The 19,573-nt window shown below is 60.4% G+C and carries 20 protein-coding genes and 3 pseudogenes; 16 read left to right on the forward strand and 7 right to left on the reverse strand.

The features are described 5' to 3' along the window. The 4 genes from trbF to FJ936_RS28135 are packed head-to-tail and all read left to right on the forward strand — an operon-like array spanning window position 1 to window position 3,101. Window positions 1–690 (forward strand): conjugal transfer protein TrbF, encoded by a 690-nt coding sequence (trbF, locus tag FJ936_RS28120; protein ID WP_140789396.1) that lies wholly within the window; start codon window positions 1–3, stop codon window positions 688–690. Next, a complete protein-coding gene (gene trbG, locus FJ936_RS28125) occupies window positions 687–1,748 on the forward strand; it encodes a P-type conjugative transfer protein TrbG (protein ID WP_141907262.1) in 1,062 nt (353 codons plus the stop codon). Before trbF ends, trbG begins: the two co-directional genes overlap by 4 nt. After that, the gene (locus FJ936_RS28130) at window positions 1,745–2,878 is read left to right on the forward strand and encodes a TrbI/VirB10 family protein (protein ID WP_140789392.1); all 1,134 of its coding nucleotides are present in this window, start codon (window positions 1,745–1,747) and stop codon (window positions 2,876–2,878) included. The genes trbG and FJ936_RS28130 overlap by 4 nt, the downstream gene beginning before the upstream one ends. Window position 2,879: 1 nt before the next feature. Further along, the gene (locus FJ936_RS28135; protein ID WP_140789390.1) at window positions 2,880–3,101 is read left to right on the forward strand and encodes a DUF2274 domain-containing protein; all 222 of its coding nucleotides are present in this window, start codon (window positions 2,880–2,882) and stop codon (window positions 3,099–3,101) included. A 498-nt stretch (window positions 3,102–3,599) separates the two neighbouring features. On the opposite strand, the gene FJ936_RS30640 is transcribed toward FJ936_RS28135, so the two are convergent. Both FJ936_RS30640 and FJ936_RS28140 read right to left on the reverse strand, forming a co-directional pair. Continuing rightward, window positions 3,600–3,770: a hypothetical protein gene (locus tag FJ936_RS30640; protein ID WP_181171190.1), complete on the reverse strand. Its 171-nt coding sequence runs from the start codon at window positions 3,768–3,770 to the stop codon at window positions 3,600–3,602. A 67-nt stretch (window positions 3,771–3,837) separates the two neighbouring features. Next, a complete protein-coding gene (locus FJ936_RS28140; protein ID WP_141907263.1) occupies window positions 3,838–4,461 on the reverse strand; it encodes a TetR/AcrR family transcriptional regulator in 624 nt (207 codons plus the stop codon). 90 nt (window positions 4,462–4,551) lie between these two features. On the opposite strand from FJ936_RS28140, the gene FJ936_RS28145 reads away from it, so the two are divergent. The 4 genes from FJ936_RS28145 to FJ936_RS28160 all read left to right on the forward strand — a co-directional run bounded on the left by FJ936_RS28145 (window position 4,552) and on the right by FJ936_RS28160 (window position 7,854). Then, window positions 4,552–5,007, forward strand: a complete 456-nt coding sequence (locus tag FJ936_RS28145; protein ID WP_141907264.1) for a hypothetical protein — start codon at window positions 4,552–4,554, stop codon at window positions 5,005–5,007. Between the two features lie 300 nt (window positions 5,008–5,307). Continuing rightward, window positions 5,308–6,030, forward strand: a complete 723-nt coding sequence (locus tag FJ936_RS28150) for an alpha/beta fold hydrolase (protein ID WP_246680561.1) — start codon at window positions 5,308–5,310, stop codon at window positions 6,028–6,030. A 493-nt stretch (window positions 6,031–6,523) separates the two neighbouring features. Beyond that, on the forward strand, window positions 6,524–6,997 hold the full coding sequence (locus tag FJ936_RS28155) for a carboxymuconolactone decarboxylase family protein (RefSeq protein WP_140789382.1): 474 nt from the start codon (window positions 6,524–6,526) through the stop codon (window positions 6,995–6,997). After that, on the forward strand, window positions 6,997–7,854 hold the full coding sequence (locus tag FJ936_RS28160) for a sigma-70 family RNA polymerase sigma factor (RefSeq protein WP_141907325.1): 858 nt from the start codon (window positions 6,997–6,999) through the stop codon (window positions 7,852–7,854). The genes FJ936_RS28155 and FJ936_RS28160 overlap by 1 nt, the downstream gene beginning before the upstream one ends. 13 nt (window positions 7,855–7,867) lie before the next feature. Here the strand turns inward: FJ936_RS28160 and FJ936_RS28165 are convergent. Further along, window positions 7,868–8,426, reverse strand: a pseudogene (locus tag FJ936_RS28165) (hypothetical protein). 225 nt (window positions 8,427–8,651) lie between these two features. On the opposite strand from FJ936_RS28165, the gene FJ936_RS28170 reads away from it, so the two are divergent. Together FJ936_RS28170 and FJ936_RS31000 are read left to right on the forward strand one after the other, a co-directional pair. Next, window positions 8,652–10,154, forward strand: a complete 1,503-nt coding sequence (locus FJ936_RS28170; RefSeq protein WP_141907266.1) for an FAD-dependent monooxygenase — start codon at window positions 8,652–8,654, stop codon at window positions 10,152–10,154. A 699-nt stretch (window positions 10,155–10,853) separates the two neighbouring features. Further along, window positions 10,854–11,108, forward strand: a complete 255-nt coding sequence (locus FJ936_RS31000; protein ID WP_246680562.1) for a hypothetical protein — start codon at window positions 10,854–10,856, stop codon at window positions 11,106–11,108. Window positions 11,109–11,349: 241 nt separating this feature from the next. On the opposite strand, the gene FJ936_RS28185 is transcribed toward FJ936_RS31000, so the two are convergent. Further along, entirely contained in the window at window positions 11,350–11,970 is a 621-nt protein-coding gene (locus FJ936_RS28185; RefSeq protein ID WP_246680563.1) for a GNAT family protein, read from the reverse strand. Window positions 11,971–13,274: 1,304 nt separating this feature from the next. On the opposite strand from FJ936_RS28185, the gene FJ936_RS28190 reads away from it, so the two are divergent. Further along, a complete protein-coding gene (locus tag FJ936_RS28190) occupies window positions 13,275–13,784 on the forward strand; it encodes a response regulator (protein ID WP_181763182.1) in 510 nt (169 codons plus the stop codon). A 172-nt stretch (window positions 13,785–13,956) separates the two neighbouring features. Here FJ936_RS28190 and FJ936_RS28195 read toward each other — a convergent pair whose 3' ends face one another. Further along, window positions 13,957–14,199: a hypothetical protein gene (locus FJ936_RS28195; RefSeq protein ID WP_141907269.1), complete on the reverse strand. Its 243-nt coding sequence runs from the start codon at window positions 14,197–14,199 to the stop codon at window positions 13,957–13,959. Window positions 14,200–14,912: 713 nt separating this feature from the next. On the opposite strand from FJ936_RS28195, the gene FJ936_RS28205 reads away from it, so the two are divergent. Next, a complete protein-coding gene (locus tag FJ936_RS28205; protein ID WP_246680564.1) occupies window positions 14,913–15,110 on the forward strand; it encodes a hypothetical protein in 198 nt (65 codons plus the stop codon). Between the two features lie 561 nt (window positions 15,111–15,671). Here the strand turns inward: FJ936_RS28205 and FJ936_RS30645 are convergent. Beyond that, complete coding sequence (locus FJ936_RS30645; protein WP_181763183.1) at window positions 15,672–15,830, reverse strand: hypothetical protein; 159 nt, start codon at window positions 15,828–15,830, stop codon at window positions 15,672–15,674. 122 nt (window positions 15,831–15,952) lie between these two features. On the opposite strand from FJ936_RS30645, the pseudogene FJ936_RS31005 reads away from it, so the two are divergent. The 3 genes and pseudogenes from FJ936_RS31005 to FJ936_RS28230 form a co-directional block, all read left to right on the forward strand. Then, window positions 15,953–16,083 (forward strand): annotated as a pseudogene (locus FJ936_RS31005) (ATP-dependent DNA ligase); the annotation flags it as partial. A gap of 11 nt (window positions 16,084–16,094) precedes the next feature. Continuing rightward, window positions 16,095–16,537 (forward strand): annotated as a pseudogene (locus tag FJ936_RS28225) (DUF3363 domain-containing protein); the annotation flags it as partial. A 67-nt stretch (window positions 16,538–16,604) separates the two neighbouring features. After that, window positions 16,605–16,919 (forward strand): ABC transporter permease, encoded by a 315-nt coding sequence (locus FJ936_RS28230; RefSeq protein ID WP_141907272.1) that lies wholly within the window; start codon window positions 16,605–16,607, stop codon window positions 16,917–16,919. A gap of 262 nt (window positions 16,920–17,181) precedes the next feature. Here FJ936_RS28230 and FJ936_RS28235 read toward each other — a convergent pair whose 3' ends face one another. Beyond that, window positions 17,182–18,168: an aldo/keto reductase gene (locus tag FJ936_RS28235; protein WP_141907273.1), complete on the reverse strand. Its 987-nt coding sequence runs from the start codon at window positions 18,166–18,168 to the stop codon at window positions 17,182–17,184. 185 nt (window positions 18,169–18,353) lie between these two features. Here FJ936_RS28235 and FJ936_RS28240 point away from each other — a divergent pair, with 185 nt between their 5' ends. Beyond that, window positions 18,354–19,559: an ABC transporter substrate-binding protein gene (locus tag FJ936_RS28240; RefSeq protein WP_246680575.1), complete on the forward strand. Its 1,206-nt coding sequence runs from the start codon at window positions 18,354–18,356 to the stop codon at window positions 19,557–19,559. Window positions 19,560–19,573 lie beyond the last annotated feature (14 nt).

A 19,573-nucleotide genomic window follows, 5' to 3' on the forward strand; every position in this document is an offset into this window, starting at 1 on the left:
ATGAACATTTTCAGGCGCCCCGCCGTCCACTACGGCAAGAGCCCTCGACCGGAAACTCCCTATCAAAAGGCGCAGCAGATTTGGGATGAACGCATCGGCTCCGCACGCGTGCAGGCACGCAACTGGCGCGCCATGGCGTTCGGGTCGCTCATTCTGTCGGCGGGGCTCGCCACCTCACTGGTCTGGCAGTCGGGCCGCGGCACGGTCGTGCCCTGGGTCGTGCAGGTCGATAAGCTCGGCCAGGCTCAAGCGGTCGAGCCCGCAACCGTCGACTATAGGCCTACCGATCCGCAGATCGCGTGGCATCTCGCCCGCTTTATCGAGCAGGTACGCTCCATCCCCGCTGATCCGATCATCCTGCGCCAGGACTGGCTGCGCGCCTATGACTGGACCACCGACCAGGGCGCGGCGGCGCTCAACGACTATGCGCGCGCTGCGGATCCTTTCGCCAAGGTCGGCAAGCAGCAGGTCGCGGTGGACGTTTCTTCGGTCATCAGAGCCTCGCCGGGCTCCTTTCGTGTCGCCTGGATCGAGCATCACTACGAAAACGGTCAGCTTTCAGGCACCGAGCGCTGGACCGCGATCCTGACGATCGTGACGCAGATGCCAAGCGACGCCGAACGGCTTCGCGCCAATCCGCTCGGCATTTACGTCAACGCCATCAACTGGTCGCGGGAGATGAGCCAATGAGCCCGACGTCGAGTCTTGTTGCCGGCACGACTTTCCCAACATATCTGCTATCCGCCATATTGGTCTCGGGGACGACGCTGCTTGCGGGTTGCGCCACGCCTGCGAAGAAGCCGCCGAAGATCAGCTACGATACCTATGTTCCGCCCTTGCCGCCGGCTCCGGCCGCCGCGGCCGACCAACGGCCGAAACCTCTTCGCGTGCCACCAGGCTGGGCGCCCGCGCGGGGCGGCGCCATCGGGGAAACGCCGGCCGCCCGCGTCGAGAACGCAAATGCCGCGGCGCGCGTGCAACCGCGCCGTGAGGGCTACTACAACGCGATTCAGATCTACCCATGGAGCGAAGGTGCGCTCTACCAGGTCTACGCCTCACCTGGCCAGATAACGGACATCGCGCTTGAGCCGGGCGAAAGTCTGACCGGAGACGGTCCGATCGCCGCTGGTGATACCGCGCGCTGGATCATCGGCGACACCGAAAGCGGGTCCGGCATTTCCCGACGCGTCCACGTCCTGGTGAAACCCTCGCGCGCGGACATTACAACGAACCTTATCATCGCCACGGACCGGCGCAGCTATATGCTTGAGCTACGCTCAGGCGCGAAGCCCTACATGCCCGCCGTTGCGTGGTCCTATCCGGCTCTCAAAACGGGCCTCCTGCAGACGATCGCCGCGACGCCGGTCATACCGGACGTTACGGTGCGCAACTATCGCTACGGCCTCACCGGCGACAGCCCGCCTTGGAAGCCGGTGAGCGCCTATGACGATGGCCGCAGGGTCTATGTGGAGTTTCCGCGCGGCATCGTGCAAGGCGAGATGCCGCCGATTTTCGTCATCGGTCCGGACGGCGAGGCTGAAATCACCAACAGCCGCGTCTATCAAAACGTCCTCATCATCGACCGCCTTTTTGGTGCGGCCGAGCTTCGTCTTGGCGCAGGCAAGCGGCAGCAAACGGTCAGGATAGTGCGCGTCGACAGAAGAAGCGATGGGGTGTGGCGGGGCCCAAGCGACAGCGCCGCGTCGCAGCTGCCGAACGCAATGCACAGGGGAGCGCTGCAGCCATGAACGAGAAGAATATGGCCGAACCCATGCGGCTTCGCGCCGACCCGCCGCGTGTAACGCGTCTATCGCGCAAGATGCTCGCCGGCATCGGCTTCGTCGCCTCGCTCGGTGTCGGCGGCGCGCTGATCTACGCTCTGCAGGAGGCCAGCACATTCAAGCAGGGCGAGGAGCTCTACCCTACCTCCAATCGGCCGCCCGCCGACGGGTTGGCAAGACTGCCGCGCGACTATGCCGGCCCGATCCTCGGGCCGCCGCTGCCTGGCGATCTCGGCAGGCCGATTCTCGATGCGCAGAACAAAGGGCAAGCCGTGGCGCCCCCATCAATCGCAAGCCCCGCGATCGACGAAGCCGAGCAGCGCCGGCAAGCCGAAGAGGAAGCGGCCAGAACCTCGCGCGTGTTCTTCCAGACGGCGCAAGGAGCTTCCAGGACCGCCGAAGCGTCCGCTCCTGCTGTCAGCGATCTTGCCAGTCAGTACGCTCAGCCAAATGCACACGATCGCCAGCTTTCCTTCCTGTCCGCCGCCGCTGACCGGCGGACCGTGGCCCCGGATCACATCACGCCTCCCGCGTCACCCTATGTGCTTCAAGCCGGTGCCGTGATCCCCGCCGCGCTCGTCACAGGTATCCGGTCGGACCTTCCCGGGCAGATCAGCGCTCAGGTGACCGAAAATGTCTATGACAGCCCCACCGGTCGCTCGCTGCTCATCCCGCAAGGCACTCGAATTGTTGGGCAGTACGATAGCGGAATTGGTTCCGGGCAGCGCCGCGTGCTGCTTGTCTGGAACAGGCTGATCTTTCCCGACGGACGCTCCATGGTGCTGGAGCGGCAGCCTGGCGCGGACGCTCAGGGCTATGCCGGCCTAGAGGATGCCGTCGACTATCACTGGGGCGAGTTGTTCAAGGCCGCGGCGTTGTCGACCATTCTGAGCGTTGGCGCGCAGGCCGGTTCTTCTGATCAAGACAGCGATGTCGTGCGGGCTCTGCGTAGCGGCGCTTCCGATAGCGTCAGCCAGGTAGGGCAACAGGTCGTTCAGCGGCAACTCGCTATCGCCCCGACGCTCACGATCCGGCCGGGGTTTCCCGTTCGCGTCCTCGTCACCCGCGACCTTGCCCTTGAACCATACGGAGGTTGAAATGGCCAAGTTGAAACTTGCAACAATCGCCGACGACAAGCCGGTGAAGATTACGGTGGAACTGCCAGCGCCTCTGCATCGCGACTTGGTGAAATACGCAGAGATCCTTGGGCGCGAGACCGGGTGGCCATCTGCCGATCCGTCACGCTTGATTGCGCCGATGCTTGAACGGTTCATCGCAACGGACCGCGGCTTTGCGAGAGCAAAGAAGGAAGAGGCTTAGACCGAGCTTTCCTATGCCCGACGACCGGCGAGCGTGTTGGAGCCGGGACGCCGATAGGATGCGCTCTTGTCGATGGCTTACGGCCACTTAGGCTTGAACGGCCAAATCGTTCGCTATCTTGGGACCGGTCATGGCCTTGCCCAGCTTTGATCAAGATCAAAGCGACGCCGCTCGATCCGGCGTTACCTGCTGGCAATGGCAATGAAACGATCGGACGGCGCTGCAGCGCTCGGCTGATCCGCTTCGGAGAAATAAATGATCCTGCATAACGGCACACCGGCGTGAGGGACATGGATCAAGAAGAATGACAGCCCTGCCATCCAAAGGTGTAGGTTGCCAATCTATTTTAGATAGAGCTAAATGAAGGTTCGAACCGGGTGGACTGGTCCCCTCCAAGTCCCCCGCGAAGATGGAGGTCGATTGGGCTCCTGGCCTAGTCGGCCTTCTTCGCTGGTCAGTCGCGTAAGGGTCGTTGCCACTCTGGGGTCTCCGCTCCGATCAGCGATGGTAGCGTACTGAAAGCCGCTTCATCTCGCCGTCGATATACTCCGGAAAGCAGAACGGATTGCCAGCCTTCGCAGTTCCTAGCATCTGGGACAGTGCCGGCCGCCATTGGCCGCAGTGCTCGCAGGCCTCGACGTGACCGCCGATCATGATCCTGGTATGCATGTGCGCGCGATGATGTGTGCGCCGGAGGCGGACAGCGCCATGGCAATGGGGTAGAATTGCGCCGCGACTATTGCAGATATCCGACCACTAGGCGGGTGGTTTCGTCGATGAGCGTTCCGATCGCTTCATTCGAGAGCCTTTTGGAGCTGTGCAACACCGCAGTGTGCGCCAGCGCCTCGATCGAAGTCACGCACACGAAGGCTGCAAGCCCCAGATCGGCCACGCGCAGCTCGTTGCTGTGATCTTCTAGATAGGTCTTGAATAGGGCATGGGCTTCGCGATTAAAGGCTTCGACGTTTTTAAGGCGCCCTGTACGCGGGATCTGCTCGGCAAGGACACGATGCAGCTTGGGGTCGATGCGATGCGCCTCGATCGCCACGGCGACAAGCCTGCGCACCGCTCGATCGACCGGCAGCGACGCGACCTCAGCAAACGCCCCACGCACGACCTGCATGATCTCCCGGTTGTGACGATCGATGACGGCGGCGACTAGCGCCTCCTTGCCGGGGTAATATTGATAAAGCGAGCCGACGCTCACGCCTGCTTCTTCTGCGATCCGGTTGGTGCTTGCCTTGTCGAAACCTTCCCTGATCAAAATGCGAGCGGTCGCTTCAACAAGCGCGTCAACCGTCGCGCGTGATCTCTCCTGAGACGCGTCCTTCCTTGGATTCGTGAGCAGCTTGGGTGCCATGTTCCTGTCGTTTCCAATGCGAGTAGACAATTGTGAGCTATCGCTCGCATTATGTCCACCAATGCTTTCGATCGATGTGGACGATGACAAATGCTTTATGGAATTGTTTTGGGAATCCATACCTGCACCCTGTGCGCCGCCTTGCTGCTGTTCGCCGTGAATGAACTGCTGCTGATTCCTGCCCGAAGAGGGCAACGGGGACCGGCCAGAATGGCCTTTTTCGCCAGTCGCTTTGCGGGGCTTCTGATAACTGCCGGTGTGCTCGCCGGCATCGTCCTTGTCTTTATTGGCGGCTGGTCCTTATTGACACCCTGGCTGGTGCTGTCGTTTGCGCTTATCGCTGCCTTGATGGCGGTCGAGCACAAGTTCGTTCGTCCGTGGGCGACGCAGGCCCAGGCGGCGCTTCGCGGTGTCGTCTCGGCCGTCGAGGTTAAGGCAATCGCTAGCGACAAACGCGCACTGGCTGGACGCATGGCCATGATCACGCTGTTTGCGCTCATTGTCGCATTGATGACCACGAAGCCCGAACTGAACCCGTTTGCGTGATCTCGGACTTTGGCGGTCTCCGGACGACGCCGACGCTGAAAACGGAATGCATGTGAAAGCGAGCCCAAAATGACACAACAGTTTCGAGACGGCAAAAGAACGTCGCGACGACTGGCGTCGAACAACGACGGGCCAAGCTTGCAAAGCCGAATCATCGTTGGTTTGCTGAGGCTGCTTCCGATCAAGAAGCGGATGGCATCCGCGGCCGTCGTGCAAGAGCAGGTGCGCCGATTGGCATTATGGCCCGCGTCCTACGGACCAACGGGCCTAGGGCGTGGCGTGGAGGTGACGAGAAAAGACGTGGCTGGGTGGCCCGTCTACCATACGGCCCCGTCAGCGCATCACGACCTCAGCAAGATCGTGGTGTTCCTGCATGGCGGCGGCTATATCAACGAGATCGTTCGCGCTCACTGGCGCATCGTCGGCATGCTGACCCGCGAGGCTGGCGTCCGCTGCGTCGTCCCCATCTATCCGCTGGCTCCCCATGCCACCGCCAGGGATGTCGTGCCGGCCATGGGCGAATTGCTGCGCAGGCTTGTCGAAGATGCGGGGCCTGCGAAGATCACGGTGGTCGGCAATTCGGCGGGCGCCGCACTGGGGCTGGCGGCAACCCAATGGCTGCGGGATCACGGATATCGGCAACCGCACGGACTCGTGCTGATCTCACCTGGCGGAGATTTTTCGATCGGCCGCCCGCAGCAGCTGGCGATCGCCGAGCGCGATCCGATCAACGATATTCCCGGCGCGCGCGAAGCGGGACGCCTCTATGCCGGCGACCTCGATGTCACCCACCCCTATGTCAGTCCGCTGAATGGCGATTTCCGTCGGCTGCCTCCGATGATCGTGTTCTCGGGCACGCTCGATCTTTTCTATCCCGACTGCATTGATCTTGCCGCAAAGGCGCGAGCCGCGGGTGTGTCGGTGGAGCTTCACCTGGAACAGGATCAGCCGCACAACTATGCGGGAATGCCGACGCCAGAAGGCCGGGAGGCGCGGGCGATCATCCTGCGCGCAGTTGCCTGAGGACCGGCGTGAGTGCCTCATTCATGCAATGGAGCAGTCAGTCAATGAGTCAGCAAGGACGACGGCTTGCAGGCTTGATTTCATCCGGGTCGCGTCCGGAGCCTGAAATAGGAAATCGGGTTCTCTCGCGCTGAATTCCGCCAGGGCGAGCGTCCGCTTAGGATCGATTTGCGCCTCGTGACGAGAACAGTCGAGCGGAGTGAGCGCTCACGCGTCGGCCCGCCGTCCCGTCCAAGCCTCTGCCTCATGCAAAAAGGCCGAGGCTTTGACACACAATGCAATTCTATTGGGCTCCTGCAATGCTGGCCGACGGACGGCCACAAGACTTGTCAAGGAGGCTGCGCGTCTCGCGATATCTGCAACACTCAAGCATGACCACCTGCCCCTCGGGGAGGGCGATCGTTGCAGGGTCGACCAAAGATTCTTTGTGTGTATGTCACATTGACGGATCCTGCCTCGTCATGATGTCGGAGCCAACAGAAGGAAGCTAATCATGACTGCCAAGCTTGATCTCTTCGCCGCTGCCCCTTCGCTGATGAAGGAATGGCAACGCGCGTCTTTTGCGATTTCCTCCAGCCTCGAGCCGAGCTTGGCCGAACTGGTGAAGATCCGTGCATCCCAGATCAATGGCTGCGCCAACTGCCTCAACATGCACACGGTGTTTGCGCGCGAAGATGGAGAAACCGAGCAGCGCATCTATTTGCTGTCAGCCTGGCGCGAGGCCCCCTGCTATACCGATCGCGAACGCGCTGCGCTCGGCTGGACCGAGGCGCTGACGCGGCTCTGCGAGGGACATTCGCACGAAAGTGCCTATGAAGTCCTGAGGGCCGAGTTCACGCCGGAAGAGCAGGTCAAGCTGACGTTGATGATCAACGTCATCAACGGCTACAACCGCCTCGCGGTTGGTTTCGGTGGCTGGGCCGATCCGGCGACGATAAGGTCTGCTGCCAAGGCGACCGCCGCTTGATGGCGAACGCCGGGTTCGAGGACGCAGCAGCGAATTTCGAGCCGCTGCGTCCAAAGCTCATGCGTGTTGCCTACCGAATGCTCGGCTCTGTTGCTGACGCCGAAGACATGGTGCACGAGGCGTTCATCCGTTGGATGAGAACCGACCGCGGCGAGGTGCGAGAGCCCGAGGCGTTCCTGCGCCGCACCGTGACCCGGCTCTGCCTAGACCAACTCAAGTCCGCTCGACGCCAGCGCGAGAGCTATGTCGGTCCCTGGCTTCCCGATCCCGTCGTGGAGGAGGACGACCAGGAAGACGTCACCTTGCCGCTGCTGCTCGTGCTGGAGCGCCTTTCGCCGCTCGAGCGGGCAGCCTTCCTGCTGCACGATGTGTTCGGGCTGGGATTTGAGGAGGTCGCGGCCGCCACCCAGCGCGAACCCGCCGCCTGTCGCCGGCTGGCTGCTCGCGCGCGCACTCATGTTCGCGAGGCGCGGCCTCGTTTCAAGGTGGAAAAGCAACATGGCCTCAAGATTGCCGAGGCCTTTTTCGCCGCCTCGCGCAGCGGCGACATGAACGCGCTTGGCGCGATGCTGACGGCCGATGTCAGTGCCCATGCCGACGGCGGCGGCAAGCGTCCGGCAGCCATCGAGCCGGCATTGGGCTTCGACGCGGTCATGACGCAATACGAGCGTGTCGCGGCATCGTTGCGCACGCATGGCTCGAAACTTGTTCGGGTTGGTTTCATCAACGGATTGCCGGGGTTCGTCACGCTGGAAGCCGATGGCGAACTCCAGACGACCGCGCTCGACATCGAGGATGGGAAGATCGCAGGGATCTATGTCGTGCGGAACCCCGAAAAGTTGAGGCATCTACACTAAGGCTTGTTGAGATTTATCGCGAGTTTGTGACAGCGGCAACGAGATGGATGATGGCACTGAAACTCTGGTCGGTTTTGTCGGCATGCTGCCAATACGCCTGTCCTTGAGCTTGCAGACGAAATTGTCGATCAGATGACGCCATTAGTACATCTAGCCATCAAGCGGCAGCGGCTTTGCACGACGCGAATGCTGAGAAGTGACGACCTTGGTCCCGCCTCGTGCAGATTGGCGATGATGACGTTGCTGTAGAGGACTTGTCGACGATCAAAGCGTCGAAGCTGAGACCCTCAATGAGCGGTTCGACACCGGCCGTATCGAACCACTGGCCCGGCAGCAGCACAAAACGCACGAGATTGCCAAGGAGTAGGAACGCTGTTCCACTTACGGAATAGGGCAGGCAGATCGCGCCATGCTTCCAGGGCGAACGAAGCTGGGAGCCGCTTCAATAAACACCCGATTGTCACCTCCACTTTGTCCAGGGTCTGTCGCCTTACCGAGACAACGCGGTTCCATCCTCGCCCCTCGTCGTCCTTCAGCACGAACGTTCCATCAAAAAGTCCATTAAAAAGCATGAATCACGACCACAAAGATTTGGATTCCAGAATCGCAACAAGCCTAAAAAACTGGCAGACATGAATCCTGGGATATTGCGGCGCGGGCCTGAGGCCGGCGTTGCGTTGCCTGGCCGACAACGGCAGCCCGGCACGACCACCCCGATTTAGCAATGAAGCGCTTGTCTTCAGAATCTACAGGAGGACGTTGCTTTGCACGGTGAACGGCGCGCCCGCGGCTCCGCGATGACCAACCATGCTGTGGTGATCGCGGGAGGAGGTCCGACGGGGCTGATGTTGGCAGGCGAGTTGGCTTTGGCGGGGATCGACGTTGCCATCGTCGAGCGGCGCTCCAGCACTATCCTGAAGGGCTCGCGCGCAGGCGGTCTGCACTCACGTACCATCGAGGTTTTTGATCAGCGCGGCATCGCGGATCGGTTCCTCTCGGAGGGAAAGGTTGCCCAAGTCGCCCGGTTCGCCGGCGTTTCTTTGGACCTCAGCGACTTTCCCACCCGTTATCCTTATAGCCTCGGTCTGTGGCAGAACCACATCGAGCGCATACTCGTCGGCTGGGTCGACGAATTGGCGGTGCCCGTCTATCGTGGAGTTGAGGTGACGGCCTTCGCTCAAGACGATGTTGGCGTCGACGTCGCACTGTCAGACGGTCAGTCGCTGCGAGCGCAATATCTCATCGGGTGCGACGGCGGACGCAGCCTGATCCGCAAGTCAGCCGGGATCGCGTTCCCGGGATCGGATCCGACGACCAGCAACTTGATCGCCGAGGCCGAATTGGCCGAGGTGCCGCCAGAATGGGGCACCCGCCGCGACGCCCTCGGCATCCACTCCATCGGCAGGGTGGAGTATGAGATCCGCAACGGCGAGATCGTCTATGCGGACGACGGGCCCGTCCGCGTCCTGGTGACTGAGCGGGGCGTCGGAGAAACGACCGAACCCACCCTGCGCGATCTCAGCGAGGCCCTCATTGCTGCCTATGGGACCGACTACGGCATCCACTCTCCCACCTGGATCTCCCGGTTCACCGATGCGGCCCGGCAGGCTGCGTCCTACCGCAAGGGACGCGTGCTGCTGGCCGGCGACGCAGCGCATGTGCATGCCCCTGATGGTGGCCAGGGCCTCCAAACTGGTGTGCAGGATGCGGTGAACCTGGGATGGAAGCTGGCGCAGGTGGTCAAGGGGACGTCGCCGGACAACCTTCTGGATACATACCACGCAGAGCGCCACCCGGTTGGTGCCCTCGTGTTGCGCAATACGATGGCCTCCGTCGCCCTTCGCCGCGATGACTACCGCACGAAGTCGCTGCGCGATACCATGGCCGAGCTCTTAATCATGGAGGAGCCGCGCAAGCGTTTCGCCGCGATTATGTCGGGTCTCGACGTTTACTACGACCTCGGCGAGGGACATCCGCAACTCGGAGGTCGGGTGCCCGATCTCGACGTCGTTGCCGCCAACGGCCCGCTGCGGATCTACACGCTACTGCATGGTGCCCGGCCGGTACTGCTCAACCTAGGTAAGTCCGGCGGCCTCGACATCTCACGGTGGGCAGATCGGGTGCAACTGATCGATGCCAGATACGATGGCGTGTGGGAACTTCCGGCTCTTGGCGCGGTCGCCGCGCCCACCGCAATGTTGATCAGACCCGACGGCTATGTGGCTTGGGTGGGAGACTCCATAGAGATGGGCCTAGCCGAAGCGCTTACCATTTGGTTCGGACCGCCTACCACAGTGTAGCGCACCGGCTTCGACGATCGGCACTACCTGCTCTTGCCGCAGAGTGGAGAAACGACACGGCGCCATTAGCGCGAACACGGCAGAGGTGGCGACGGTCCTTTTGCGCGCCGGTGCACATCGGCTTCCCGGCTGTGGGCAAGCTGGAGGCTGGAAACATTTGATCGTAACCAAGCTTGACAGGCTCGGCCGCGACGCGAGGCGTCTTCATACAGTTAAGGCGCTGGCCGAGATCGGTATGCGGCCTGCATCGCCCTAGGCGGCGCTGACCTCACCAGTCCAGCGGCTCGATGACCATTAACGGGCTCAATGTCGAACGTAGTTTGAGCGGAAAGCAGGGTGTCCTCAGAAATTTCTGGGCGCATGCCACTGTTCTACCCTTGCGACAAGCCGCCAGAAGATCATCGTCTGGAAGATCCACACCTGTGAAGATCCACATCTATAGAGAGAGGCTTCGATTGAGCACAGCAAACGTAGGCCAAATCGTGATCCTGAATGGGTCTCCCCGGTCAGGAAAGTCGAGCAGCCTGGTGTTATCTTCCTGACATAGATCCCGACGCCCAAATTAAGCCAAGGGCCCTCGAGACCAGGCATTGGCGTTCGGCCAGGCGGCGAGCGACCGGATCTCGAACCAATGATATCTGTCTTCTACGCGGGTCTTTATGAGTCGATTGCGGCACATAGCCGGTTGGGCTCAATGTCGTGGTTGATGTCGGCCATCACAATTCATACGCGCACCCCACCAACACGCTTATCGACTGCGCGCGACGATTATCCGGGTTACCGGTTCTATTTGTCGGCATTCGATGCGCCCTCGAAATCATAATGGAACGAAGGCGGCGCGGTCAGATTGGACGAGAGAATTTATACCTTGAAGGGGTCGGATCAAGAACCTGTGCCGGCTCCCGTGCTCGCATGGCAGCAAGTAGTACATATTCCCGGCATCTACGATCTTGAGATTGATACTTCGTCCGCAACGCCTTAAGATTGTGCGTTGGTTATCCGGCGGCAACTTGAAACCGCCAGCAAACAGCCGACTGAATTTAAGAAGTTGGCCGCATCCGAAAAAAGCGGATAATACCAACGGGTGCCCGATAAGTGGAGATTCCGATCCGTGGCGTGGTCGCGTCGCCTACCGCTGTGTAGATCACTCGATCCAAATAACTCGCGGACCGGCGCATGCGTCCCCCGGCTAAGGTCAGGTCCACTTCGATCCTTGCGTCCTTGCGCGGATTCCGGCGAGTGTTGAGCGAGCAGTGCCATTAGCATCGAAATTGTTGTCGTCCAGCCAGGCCAATAGCGCGGCCTTGTGCGATGGCCACTCGTCGGCGAGCATAGAGTGCCAAGCAACGTCACGCTGCCAACCTTTGACGATGGCCGCCGCGCGCCAAATACCCTCAGCTTTGAACCCGTAGCGCTCGGCCGCGCGACGTGAGGCTGTGTTCAGGGTTTGGCAACGCCATACCAGCCTCGCATAGCCGAGTTCATCAAAAGCATGCTGCATGAGGAGAAAAATCGCCTCCGTTGCTGCGCGCGTTCGCTGTAGTCTCGGCGAAAACCAGATACTTCCAATTTCAATCGCCCCATCGGCAGGATAGATATCACAGAAGGACAACCATCCCTCAGCCTGTCGGTTAAACCCAGCACGTACAGCCCAAAACGGCTGATCATCCCGTACAGCCAAATCCCGGACATGGCTGGCCAGCGCGTCGGCTGTGGCAAACGGTCCATAGCGCAGATAGGTCCAGGACTGTTCTGCGTTTTGGGCAGCGGCCCAGAGATCGTGGATATGATTTTCCGCAAGAGGCTCCAAAGACATCGAAACCCCGTGGTGAACCCGCCGCAGAGGAAACGGGCGAGGCGTAGGATTCACGGCTATGCCGAGAACAGGCTCATTCATAGAAGATATCTACTCCGTGTTGTAGCAAGACCACACCGGATACTTACTCCATTGATTGAACGCATATCGATAGCGCTCGTCCGCGTGATCACTGGCATATAACATCGTCACCGAAGTTCACGATGCCATTTCGGCCGATTCTGCCGAATAGCCCGCTTCCTTCGTATCAAACCGACATTGAATCCATCGCGGATCAGCTTTAACGGAGGTACTTACAATCTTAGCTATTCGGAGGTAGCTATGATCGAAAGCCGTACAGACATCGCGCGGGCGATGATCGACGCCACCTTTATCTCGCGCCACCGCTCTATAAGTGACATCGCCGAAATTCGTCGCGATCTGGACCAGTCCCGGCGGGCAGTTGCTGCATCACGCGACCTTTTAAAGCGGTTGCGCCAGCACAAAGGCCGGCATAGCCGTGCCGCAAACGGGGGCCTTCAGGGTGAGCGAGATTCGTCAAGCGCATGTTCCATCCTCATGCCGGCCCGGCATCCAAGATGGAGGTTTGTTGGAGGACGCCGAGCCTAACCGGCAATACTAGTGGAGGGTGGGCCGCTAGGCTCGCCGGCTGCCGGAATATGGGCCTTTCCGACCCCTAGCGAAGCATTCAAACGAACGACGTCGCTCGCCGCCGATAATGCTACAGTTCCCCCCAATGAGACGGGGGTCGCATGCGGGTCATTCTATTTGCAATTGTGGTGCTGCTGTTCATGGGGAGCGGCTTTTGGCTCGCGGCGGAGCTGGTGATCGCAGGCGGTTGACAAGACTCTCTGGGGCAAGGCAAGTTCCCGCCGAGTGTAAAGCTAGGCGCACCGTCATGAAGAAAACCTATGCTAAACCTGTTCTGACCAGGCGTGAACGTTTGTCGGCTGCTACGGCCGCGATCCCGCCGTCGGTTCTCATACTCACTCCGCCCGGCTAGCGAGCTGCGTTATGGGGAGGTTCGCGGGCTTCGGCTGGCCGGCTTTTTCATGCGCGGAACCTAATCGCTCACTGCCAGTTAACCATGCAGTGGTCGATTTCTCACAGATGTAGCCACTCCATAAGGACAGCCCGTCGCGCGGAGGCCACGCGGCGGGCTTTCTTAATCCTGGTTCATCGCGGCACAATTTCCATGGCACCGAATTTGCGTCCTAGTCTCCGCCAAGGTCACCAACGCCCCGGGCAACTCCCTTGATTCATCCCTAGGGATGCCGCCGCTGCCGTGAATGGGGCGGCGGGCTATGGTGGGAACCGCCGCAGTTGAAGCATCCGCGTGGGCGCGGCAAAAGCGCTGCGAAATGTCCAACTCGTTACTCGCCAATGAACGACTGATGGCGTATTTAGCTGGAATAGCACTCGCCATCGCTTGGGGATCAGTATTGGCCGGAGAACGTCCGACAATCCTTGTCTTAGAGGACGAGGCTCTAATTGCTCTGGATATTGAGGCCGTCTTGATTGAGGCGGGCTTCAATGTCGCAATGGCTGTGAGTTGCGCGGAGGCAGAAGCGGCCTTGGAACAACTCCATCCGGATGCCGTCCTTCTCGATGTGCAGCTGAAAGACGGGGCGTGCATTGCCGTTGCGAAAAAGCTGGTGGAACGGACGATTCCTTTTGTAGTGCACACTGCATACCTTGGACCTGAGCGGGACGAGGTATTCGCCCATGGCGCGGCGGCGATTCAAAAGCCCTCCAACCCTGGGGAGCTTGTGGCCGCGGTCAGAGCATCGATCAAGCGTGACACTCTTTCATGACTGCAAGAGATCCACTGCCTTTCGTGCCGCTGGTATGTTCGAATGAGGCCAGTCACCGTCACAAATGATAGTCCCACCTCAGCTGGCGGCGGTTGCCAGTCAGGCTCGGCGGTTTGTTTTGCGGTCAAGCCGCCGATCCGCCCCGGCGCGTACGCAGATGCAGCCAGACGGGCTAGGCCGGCGAAAGGGGCGCTTTCGAGATTAGCGTTAAGCTCGCCTCATAGACGCAGCGTCCGGCCTCGTCTCGGACCTGTACCACAAATTCGTTGAGGTCCGTCGAAAGCATTTGGTCCGCCGCGATCGAAGGCAACACGCGTCTCGCTTCCTCGCGCATTTCCGAAAGGCTCAAATCGGCGCCAATATCGTGCCGGACGATTTGTCCGTTCTCGATCGTATCGAAGAAATAGCGGGCCATATCGCGAAACCTGCGCTGTTGAATTTTGTTCCTATTCAGCGGCTTGAAGCATCTGCGGAACCTAATAACCCCCGGGCGGCTTGTGTGGGAATGAGCACTCGCGGATCCCGTCAGGCCTAGCAAGTTCAGACGTGATTTCAGTCGCCGAGGCCATTCAGAAGCTTTCGCCGACGCGAAGGCGATCGGGATCAGCAGTACCGAGATCGAGGAGGAGACCGGCAGCATATATGAAACGGTGCTCGATGCTATCATCCACCACGATGCCCGATTGGCGGACTGACTGGTGTTCCATATGTCGTTTTCATACGCACGTCCTGGCAACGGTCAAAGGTCCGGAACTATTTTAGCTCGAACTAATTAAATGGCGGTTGGTAACAATCGCGAGGGCGTGAATGTTTGAGTATCGAGTTGAGATGATGGCCGGCGGGTCTGTTGTGTCTTCGCAGGTGGTCATGGCCCAGGCGCCATTCAAAGCGGCAGAAGCACACGTCGGCCGGCCGGTCACATTGAGGCACCAAGAAGAAAAGTGGCTGCGTGTGACCCAAATAACGGGCGGGAAGCGAACCTTCGCTTACGTTTGTCGGATGAGGGCGGCGGAGACCACTCGCGGCCGTCAACTTTTTGGACAAGTGGCCCCGGTCTGGTCGGTCGCGTGCGGTTCCTGAAGGGCGAGGAGGGCTACGTCACGCCTCTTTTGTGGTATGATTCGTGACATGAGCAAGAAGGCGAAGCACAAAGCAATACAGGCGATTATTGCACTACCGTTGGATGACGAGGTGCAAACGGAAGCCGCCTACTATGCTCGCCTGTGCGGGATTACCGCAGAAGAAGCTTTGAGGATCATCGAAGCGGCCAACGGCCCGAAGGGCCCAGTGAAGGGCTCACACCCGGGTGATCGTAGGCAATCCTAGCCGTATCCGCTGGCCCTCCGCATAGGACAGGGCGTATTTTTCCAGGTCAAATGCTCGGGTAAGTTCTTGGTCTTGTTCGGTGATGCGGACGACCCATTCGCCACAAGCTTCCGCCAACTCGACACAGGCCACAACACTGCGGAGCGGGACCACGTTATCCATCGTATGCCTCCCCAGAGAGCAAGGGTAACGTCGACGTTTATAAGACCACCGAAATCGTTTGATCAAGTGGGATTCGTAATTGCAGGCCGATGGCCATAGTGCATCACGACGTTGGTCTTCCAGAGTGACGCTCAATGCCGGGTAGGCGGAATTGCGGCGTGTTCGTCAGCTGCCCATCCCTTTGTGAGCCGGCCATGCGCTCGCGAAAATTATCATTTCCGCTTCGGAAATTCGATCACCTTCGCCTCTGGCTCCGGCTCTAGCGGTTCATGGCCAGCCCGTTCATGCCAGAAGACCTGGCGCAAATCGCGCATGTCGACTCACTGGCCTCAGATCGCGTACGTGTAGAATTGATCCACGCCATTGCTAGCGGGCTCGCCGCCATGCAACACACCAGGATTAGGCTGGCCAAGGTCCGACAGCTTCGTCCATTCTGCGGGGTTTTGGACGCTCATCAGGCCCGACGAAACTGTATTCGTACACGGCGGCATGCTCCACGACGATGCCCGGTGACACCACCGTGTCACCTTCGATCTCCTCCACCTGATACTTCGTCATCGCTGCCTCGTTTCGCGGGCAACGTGGCGCGCCTGACTTTGTTGCCTCGCACCTGCCGTTTGCGATTTTGGAACCATTTTAGCTAAAACTAATAAATGAATCGGGATTTTGCGAGTGAGTTGATGCGTCTGAAGTTCATTAAGCCGATGGGGCCCGAACTGGTCGACGCCCCGCCCCAAGGCGATGAGTGGATCCACGAAATCAAATTCGATGGGTACTGGACCAGGTCATAAAGGATGACGACGGGATTCGGTGGAGATGGGCGATGGCCAGGACCTCGTCACCTCCCGCAACTACATCAGTCAAGGAATGCGCGACCGGGCGCAGGACCTCATCACGCAGGAGCTGGGGCCGCGAAGCGGAACGCTGGACCAATCTCGACCGCCAGGTTGCGCGACGGCTATCGCACCGGTGTCATCGACATGGCGCCGCGTCCCGACCGCCAGCCAGGCCAATTCCATGCGATGAAAGTCGGGCGGCTTCACAAACTCGAAACCCTTGGCCTTGCCGATCAGGTCGGCCCCGGCCAATGGGTCATTTCGGAGAACGCCGAAGCGACGCTGCGCGGACTCGGTGAGCGCGGCGATATCATCAAGCACATCCATCGCGGCCTGGCAGAATGCGGAATCGAGCGCCGGGCATCCAGTTATGTGCTAGCAGCCGAAAGTCTGGATGAGACCATCATCGGCCGCCTGGCCGAACGTGGCGCCATAGGCGGTGGGGAACGCGTCGCCATTTTAACGGGCGTTCAGGTCGCACGCGTGAAATTCCTATATGTATGTGCTTCTCGGGGCCCTGTGTGGCATTGCCGGCCTGCTGCAAGGCGCGCGCGCCGTGGCCGCCACCGCTCAACTCGGGGAGGGGCTGGAGTTGGACGTCATTGCCGCGGTGGTGGTCGGTGGAACCGTTGACCGGAGGTGTCGGGAGTGTTGTCGGCACCATGCTGGGCGTTCTGATAATCACGCTTTTGTCGAACGGAATGAATATGGCGGTGTCGATCCGTATCTCCAGAATATCGTCGAGGGAACGGTTCTGGTTTGCGCCGTTTTCGTGACCATCGATCGCAGGAAGATTGGCATAATAAAGTAGCAAGCTGCACTCAGTGCCATCACTATCTCGCAATCACGCGAGGCCATAACGGCACCGACGCAATAGATGCGTTCGGTCAAGGCTCGGCCCAACCGTCCCGCTCCGGTCATGACTCCGGGCACCTATTGGTTTCGGCGAGCCGCCCGCCAGTGCGCCGACCGACTGCCGTGGGGTTAGATTAAGTCTACCGTGGCTTGTCGCGACTGTGGCGGGAGGCGTCGGAGGCAGATGGAAGGGCGGGCCGGCTCGATGTCGTCGACGATCACCAGCGCTGGTGCACGTAGGGTCTGATGTCCTGGTCATATATTTCCTTCACCTTGCCCATAAGATCATCGGACAATGGTGCAAGCACCGCCGCTTCGGCATTGGAACGCGCCTGCGCCGGGTTGCGGGCGCCGGGAATGACCACGCTCACCGCGTCGAACATCAGGATCCAGCGCAGCGCGAATTTCGCCATCGTCGCGTCGCCCGAAACCAGCGGCCGGATTTTCTCGACCGCCGCGAGCCCAACCTCATAGGGCACGCCCGAAAACGTCTCGCCGACATCGAAGGCTTCGCCGTTGCGGTTGAACAGGCGATGGTCGGTGGTCTCGAATTTGGTGTCGGTCTTGAACTTGCCCGACAGCAAGCCGCTGGCCAGCGGCACGCGGGCGATGATGGCCACATCGTTTTTTTTCGCCTCAGCGAAAAACAGTTCCGCCGGGCGCTGGCGGAAGGCGTTGAAGATGATCTGCACGCTGACGACGCCGGGATATTGCATCGCCTTCAGCGCCTCTTCGACTCGCTCGACGCTGACGCCGTAATTGCGGATCTTGCCTTGCTCGACGAGCCGGTCGAGGCGCTCGAAAACCTCCGGGTGATAGTAGAGGTCGGTCAGTGGGCAATGTAGCTGCACGAGATCGAGCGTGTCGGCCTCGAGATATTTGAGGCTGCGGTCGATCCAGCCGGTCAGGTTCTCCTGGCTGAAGCCCTCGACCGTCTGTGACGGCAACCGCTTTCCGGCCTTGGTGGCGATGAACGGCCGTTCGCCGCCGCGCTCCTTCATCACCTTGGCGATGAGTTTTTCGGAGCGGCCGTCGCCGTAGACGTCCGCGGTGTCGATGAACGCGACGCCGGCATCGAGAGCTGCATGTAGAGCGGCCACCGCATCGTCGTCATTGACCTCGCCCCAGGCGGCACCGATCGCCCATGAGCCAAAACCGATTTCGCTGACTGATCTGCCGGTGCGGCCGAATTTCCGTGATTGCATCTCGCTGTTCCTGACTGCGGCTGCGCCGGCAATTCCGGCTCTGCGATTCTGATTTTCGGGGAGCCTCTATCGCATGGCAATGCGATTGACATCCCCGTCCGTAAGATTTACCAGATTACAGGGTTGTATGACAACCCGGTAAGACTGCAATGATTTGGAGTCGGGAGGATCTCAAATTGAAAACCGTGCTTAAACTGGCCGCGTCGACGGCTTTGTGCCTTGGCGCGCTTGCTCATCCGGCGCTTGCCGAGGACAACATCGTGAAGATCGGCGTCGTCGCGGCGGAATCGGGCTCGTTCGTGTCCGCCGGACATACCTTGCCGGCGGGCGTCGGCCTTGCCGTCAAGCAGATCAACGATGCCGGCGGCTTCAAAGTCGGCGGCAAGACCTACAAGCTCGAAATGGTCAAGCGCGACGACCGCACCGATATCGCCACCGCGATCGCCGCCACCCAGGAGCTGGTGCGCGACGTCAAGGTGCAGGCGATCTTCGGCTCGGAAACGCATGACTTCACGCTGGCCATGGCCAAGATCACCCAGCCGGCCAAGATCATCCATTTCGCCGGCAACTCGACGTTGGCGAAAATCCTCAACCCCGATAGCGTCAAGCCGGGCGGCGAGGACCACTATCTCTTCCAGTCCGAGCCGCAGGAGTTCCAACGCTCGGGATCGACCGCGCGCGGCGTGCTCTCCCTGCTCGAGCCGCTGCTCGGGTTCAAGCCGAAGAAGTCGGTGATGATCGTCGGCAACGATGCCACCGGCCAGTTCCTGTCGTCCTACTACTACAAGGCGCTGAAGGCCGAAGGGCAGGATGTGCCGGACATCATCTTCTATCCGCCGGACACGACCGACTTCTCGCCCTTCCTGACCCGGGCCAAGAGCCTCAATCCTGACATCATCCACTTCTGGTACAATGGCGATTCAACGCTGACGGCGCTGCCGCAGGCGCTGGAACTCGGGGCCGCGAAAAGCTACTTCCTGTTCGGCGTCGACCCCGGCATCTGGAAGGAAAAGCAGCTGTCGGCCGATGTGCCGGTGGCGATGAGCTGCGTGCCGGTGTGCTGGGGCGAGTCGTCCAACCCGAAGGCCAAAGCCTATTTCGACGCCTATTTCGCCGCCGGCGCGCCGCATGGCGTGACCTCGTCGGTGTCGCTGCTCTACCATGACTATGTGCACTTCCTCGTCGAAGCCTGGCAGAAGGCCGACAGCTTCGATTCGGACAAGACGGTCGAGGCGCTGCTCAGCCTGCACCACCTGGGCGTGGTCTCGGATGATCTGACGTTCAATCCGACGCATCAGGTCACCCATGCAACGGAAGTCTGCGCCGCTGCACCTGGCGGGGCCATCTCCTGCGCCATGCAGCAGCCGCCGGCCGAAGCGCCGAAGAGCTAAGCCCCTAATCCCAG

The sequence above is a fragment of the Mesorhizobium sp. B2-4-13 genome (assembly GCF_006658535.1).
Classification (GTDB): Bacteria; Pseudomonadota; Alphaproteobacteria; order Rhizobiales; family Rhizobiaceae; genus Mesorhizobium; species Mesorhizobium australicum.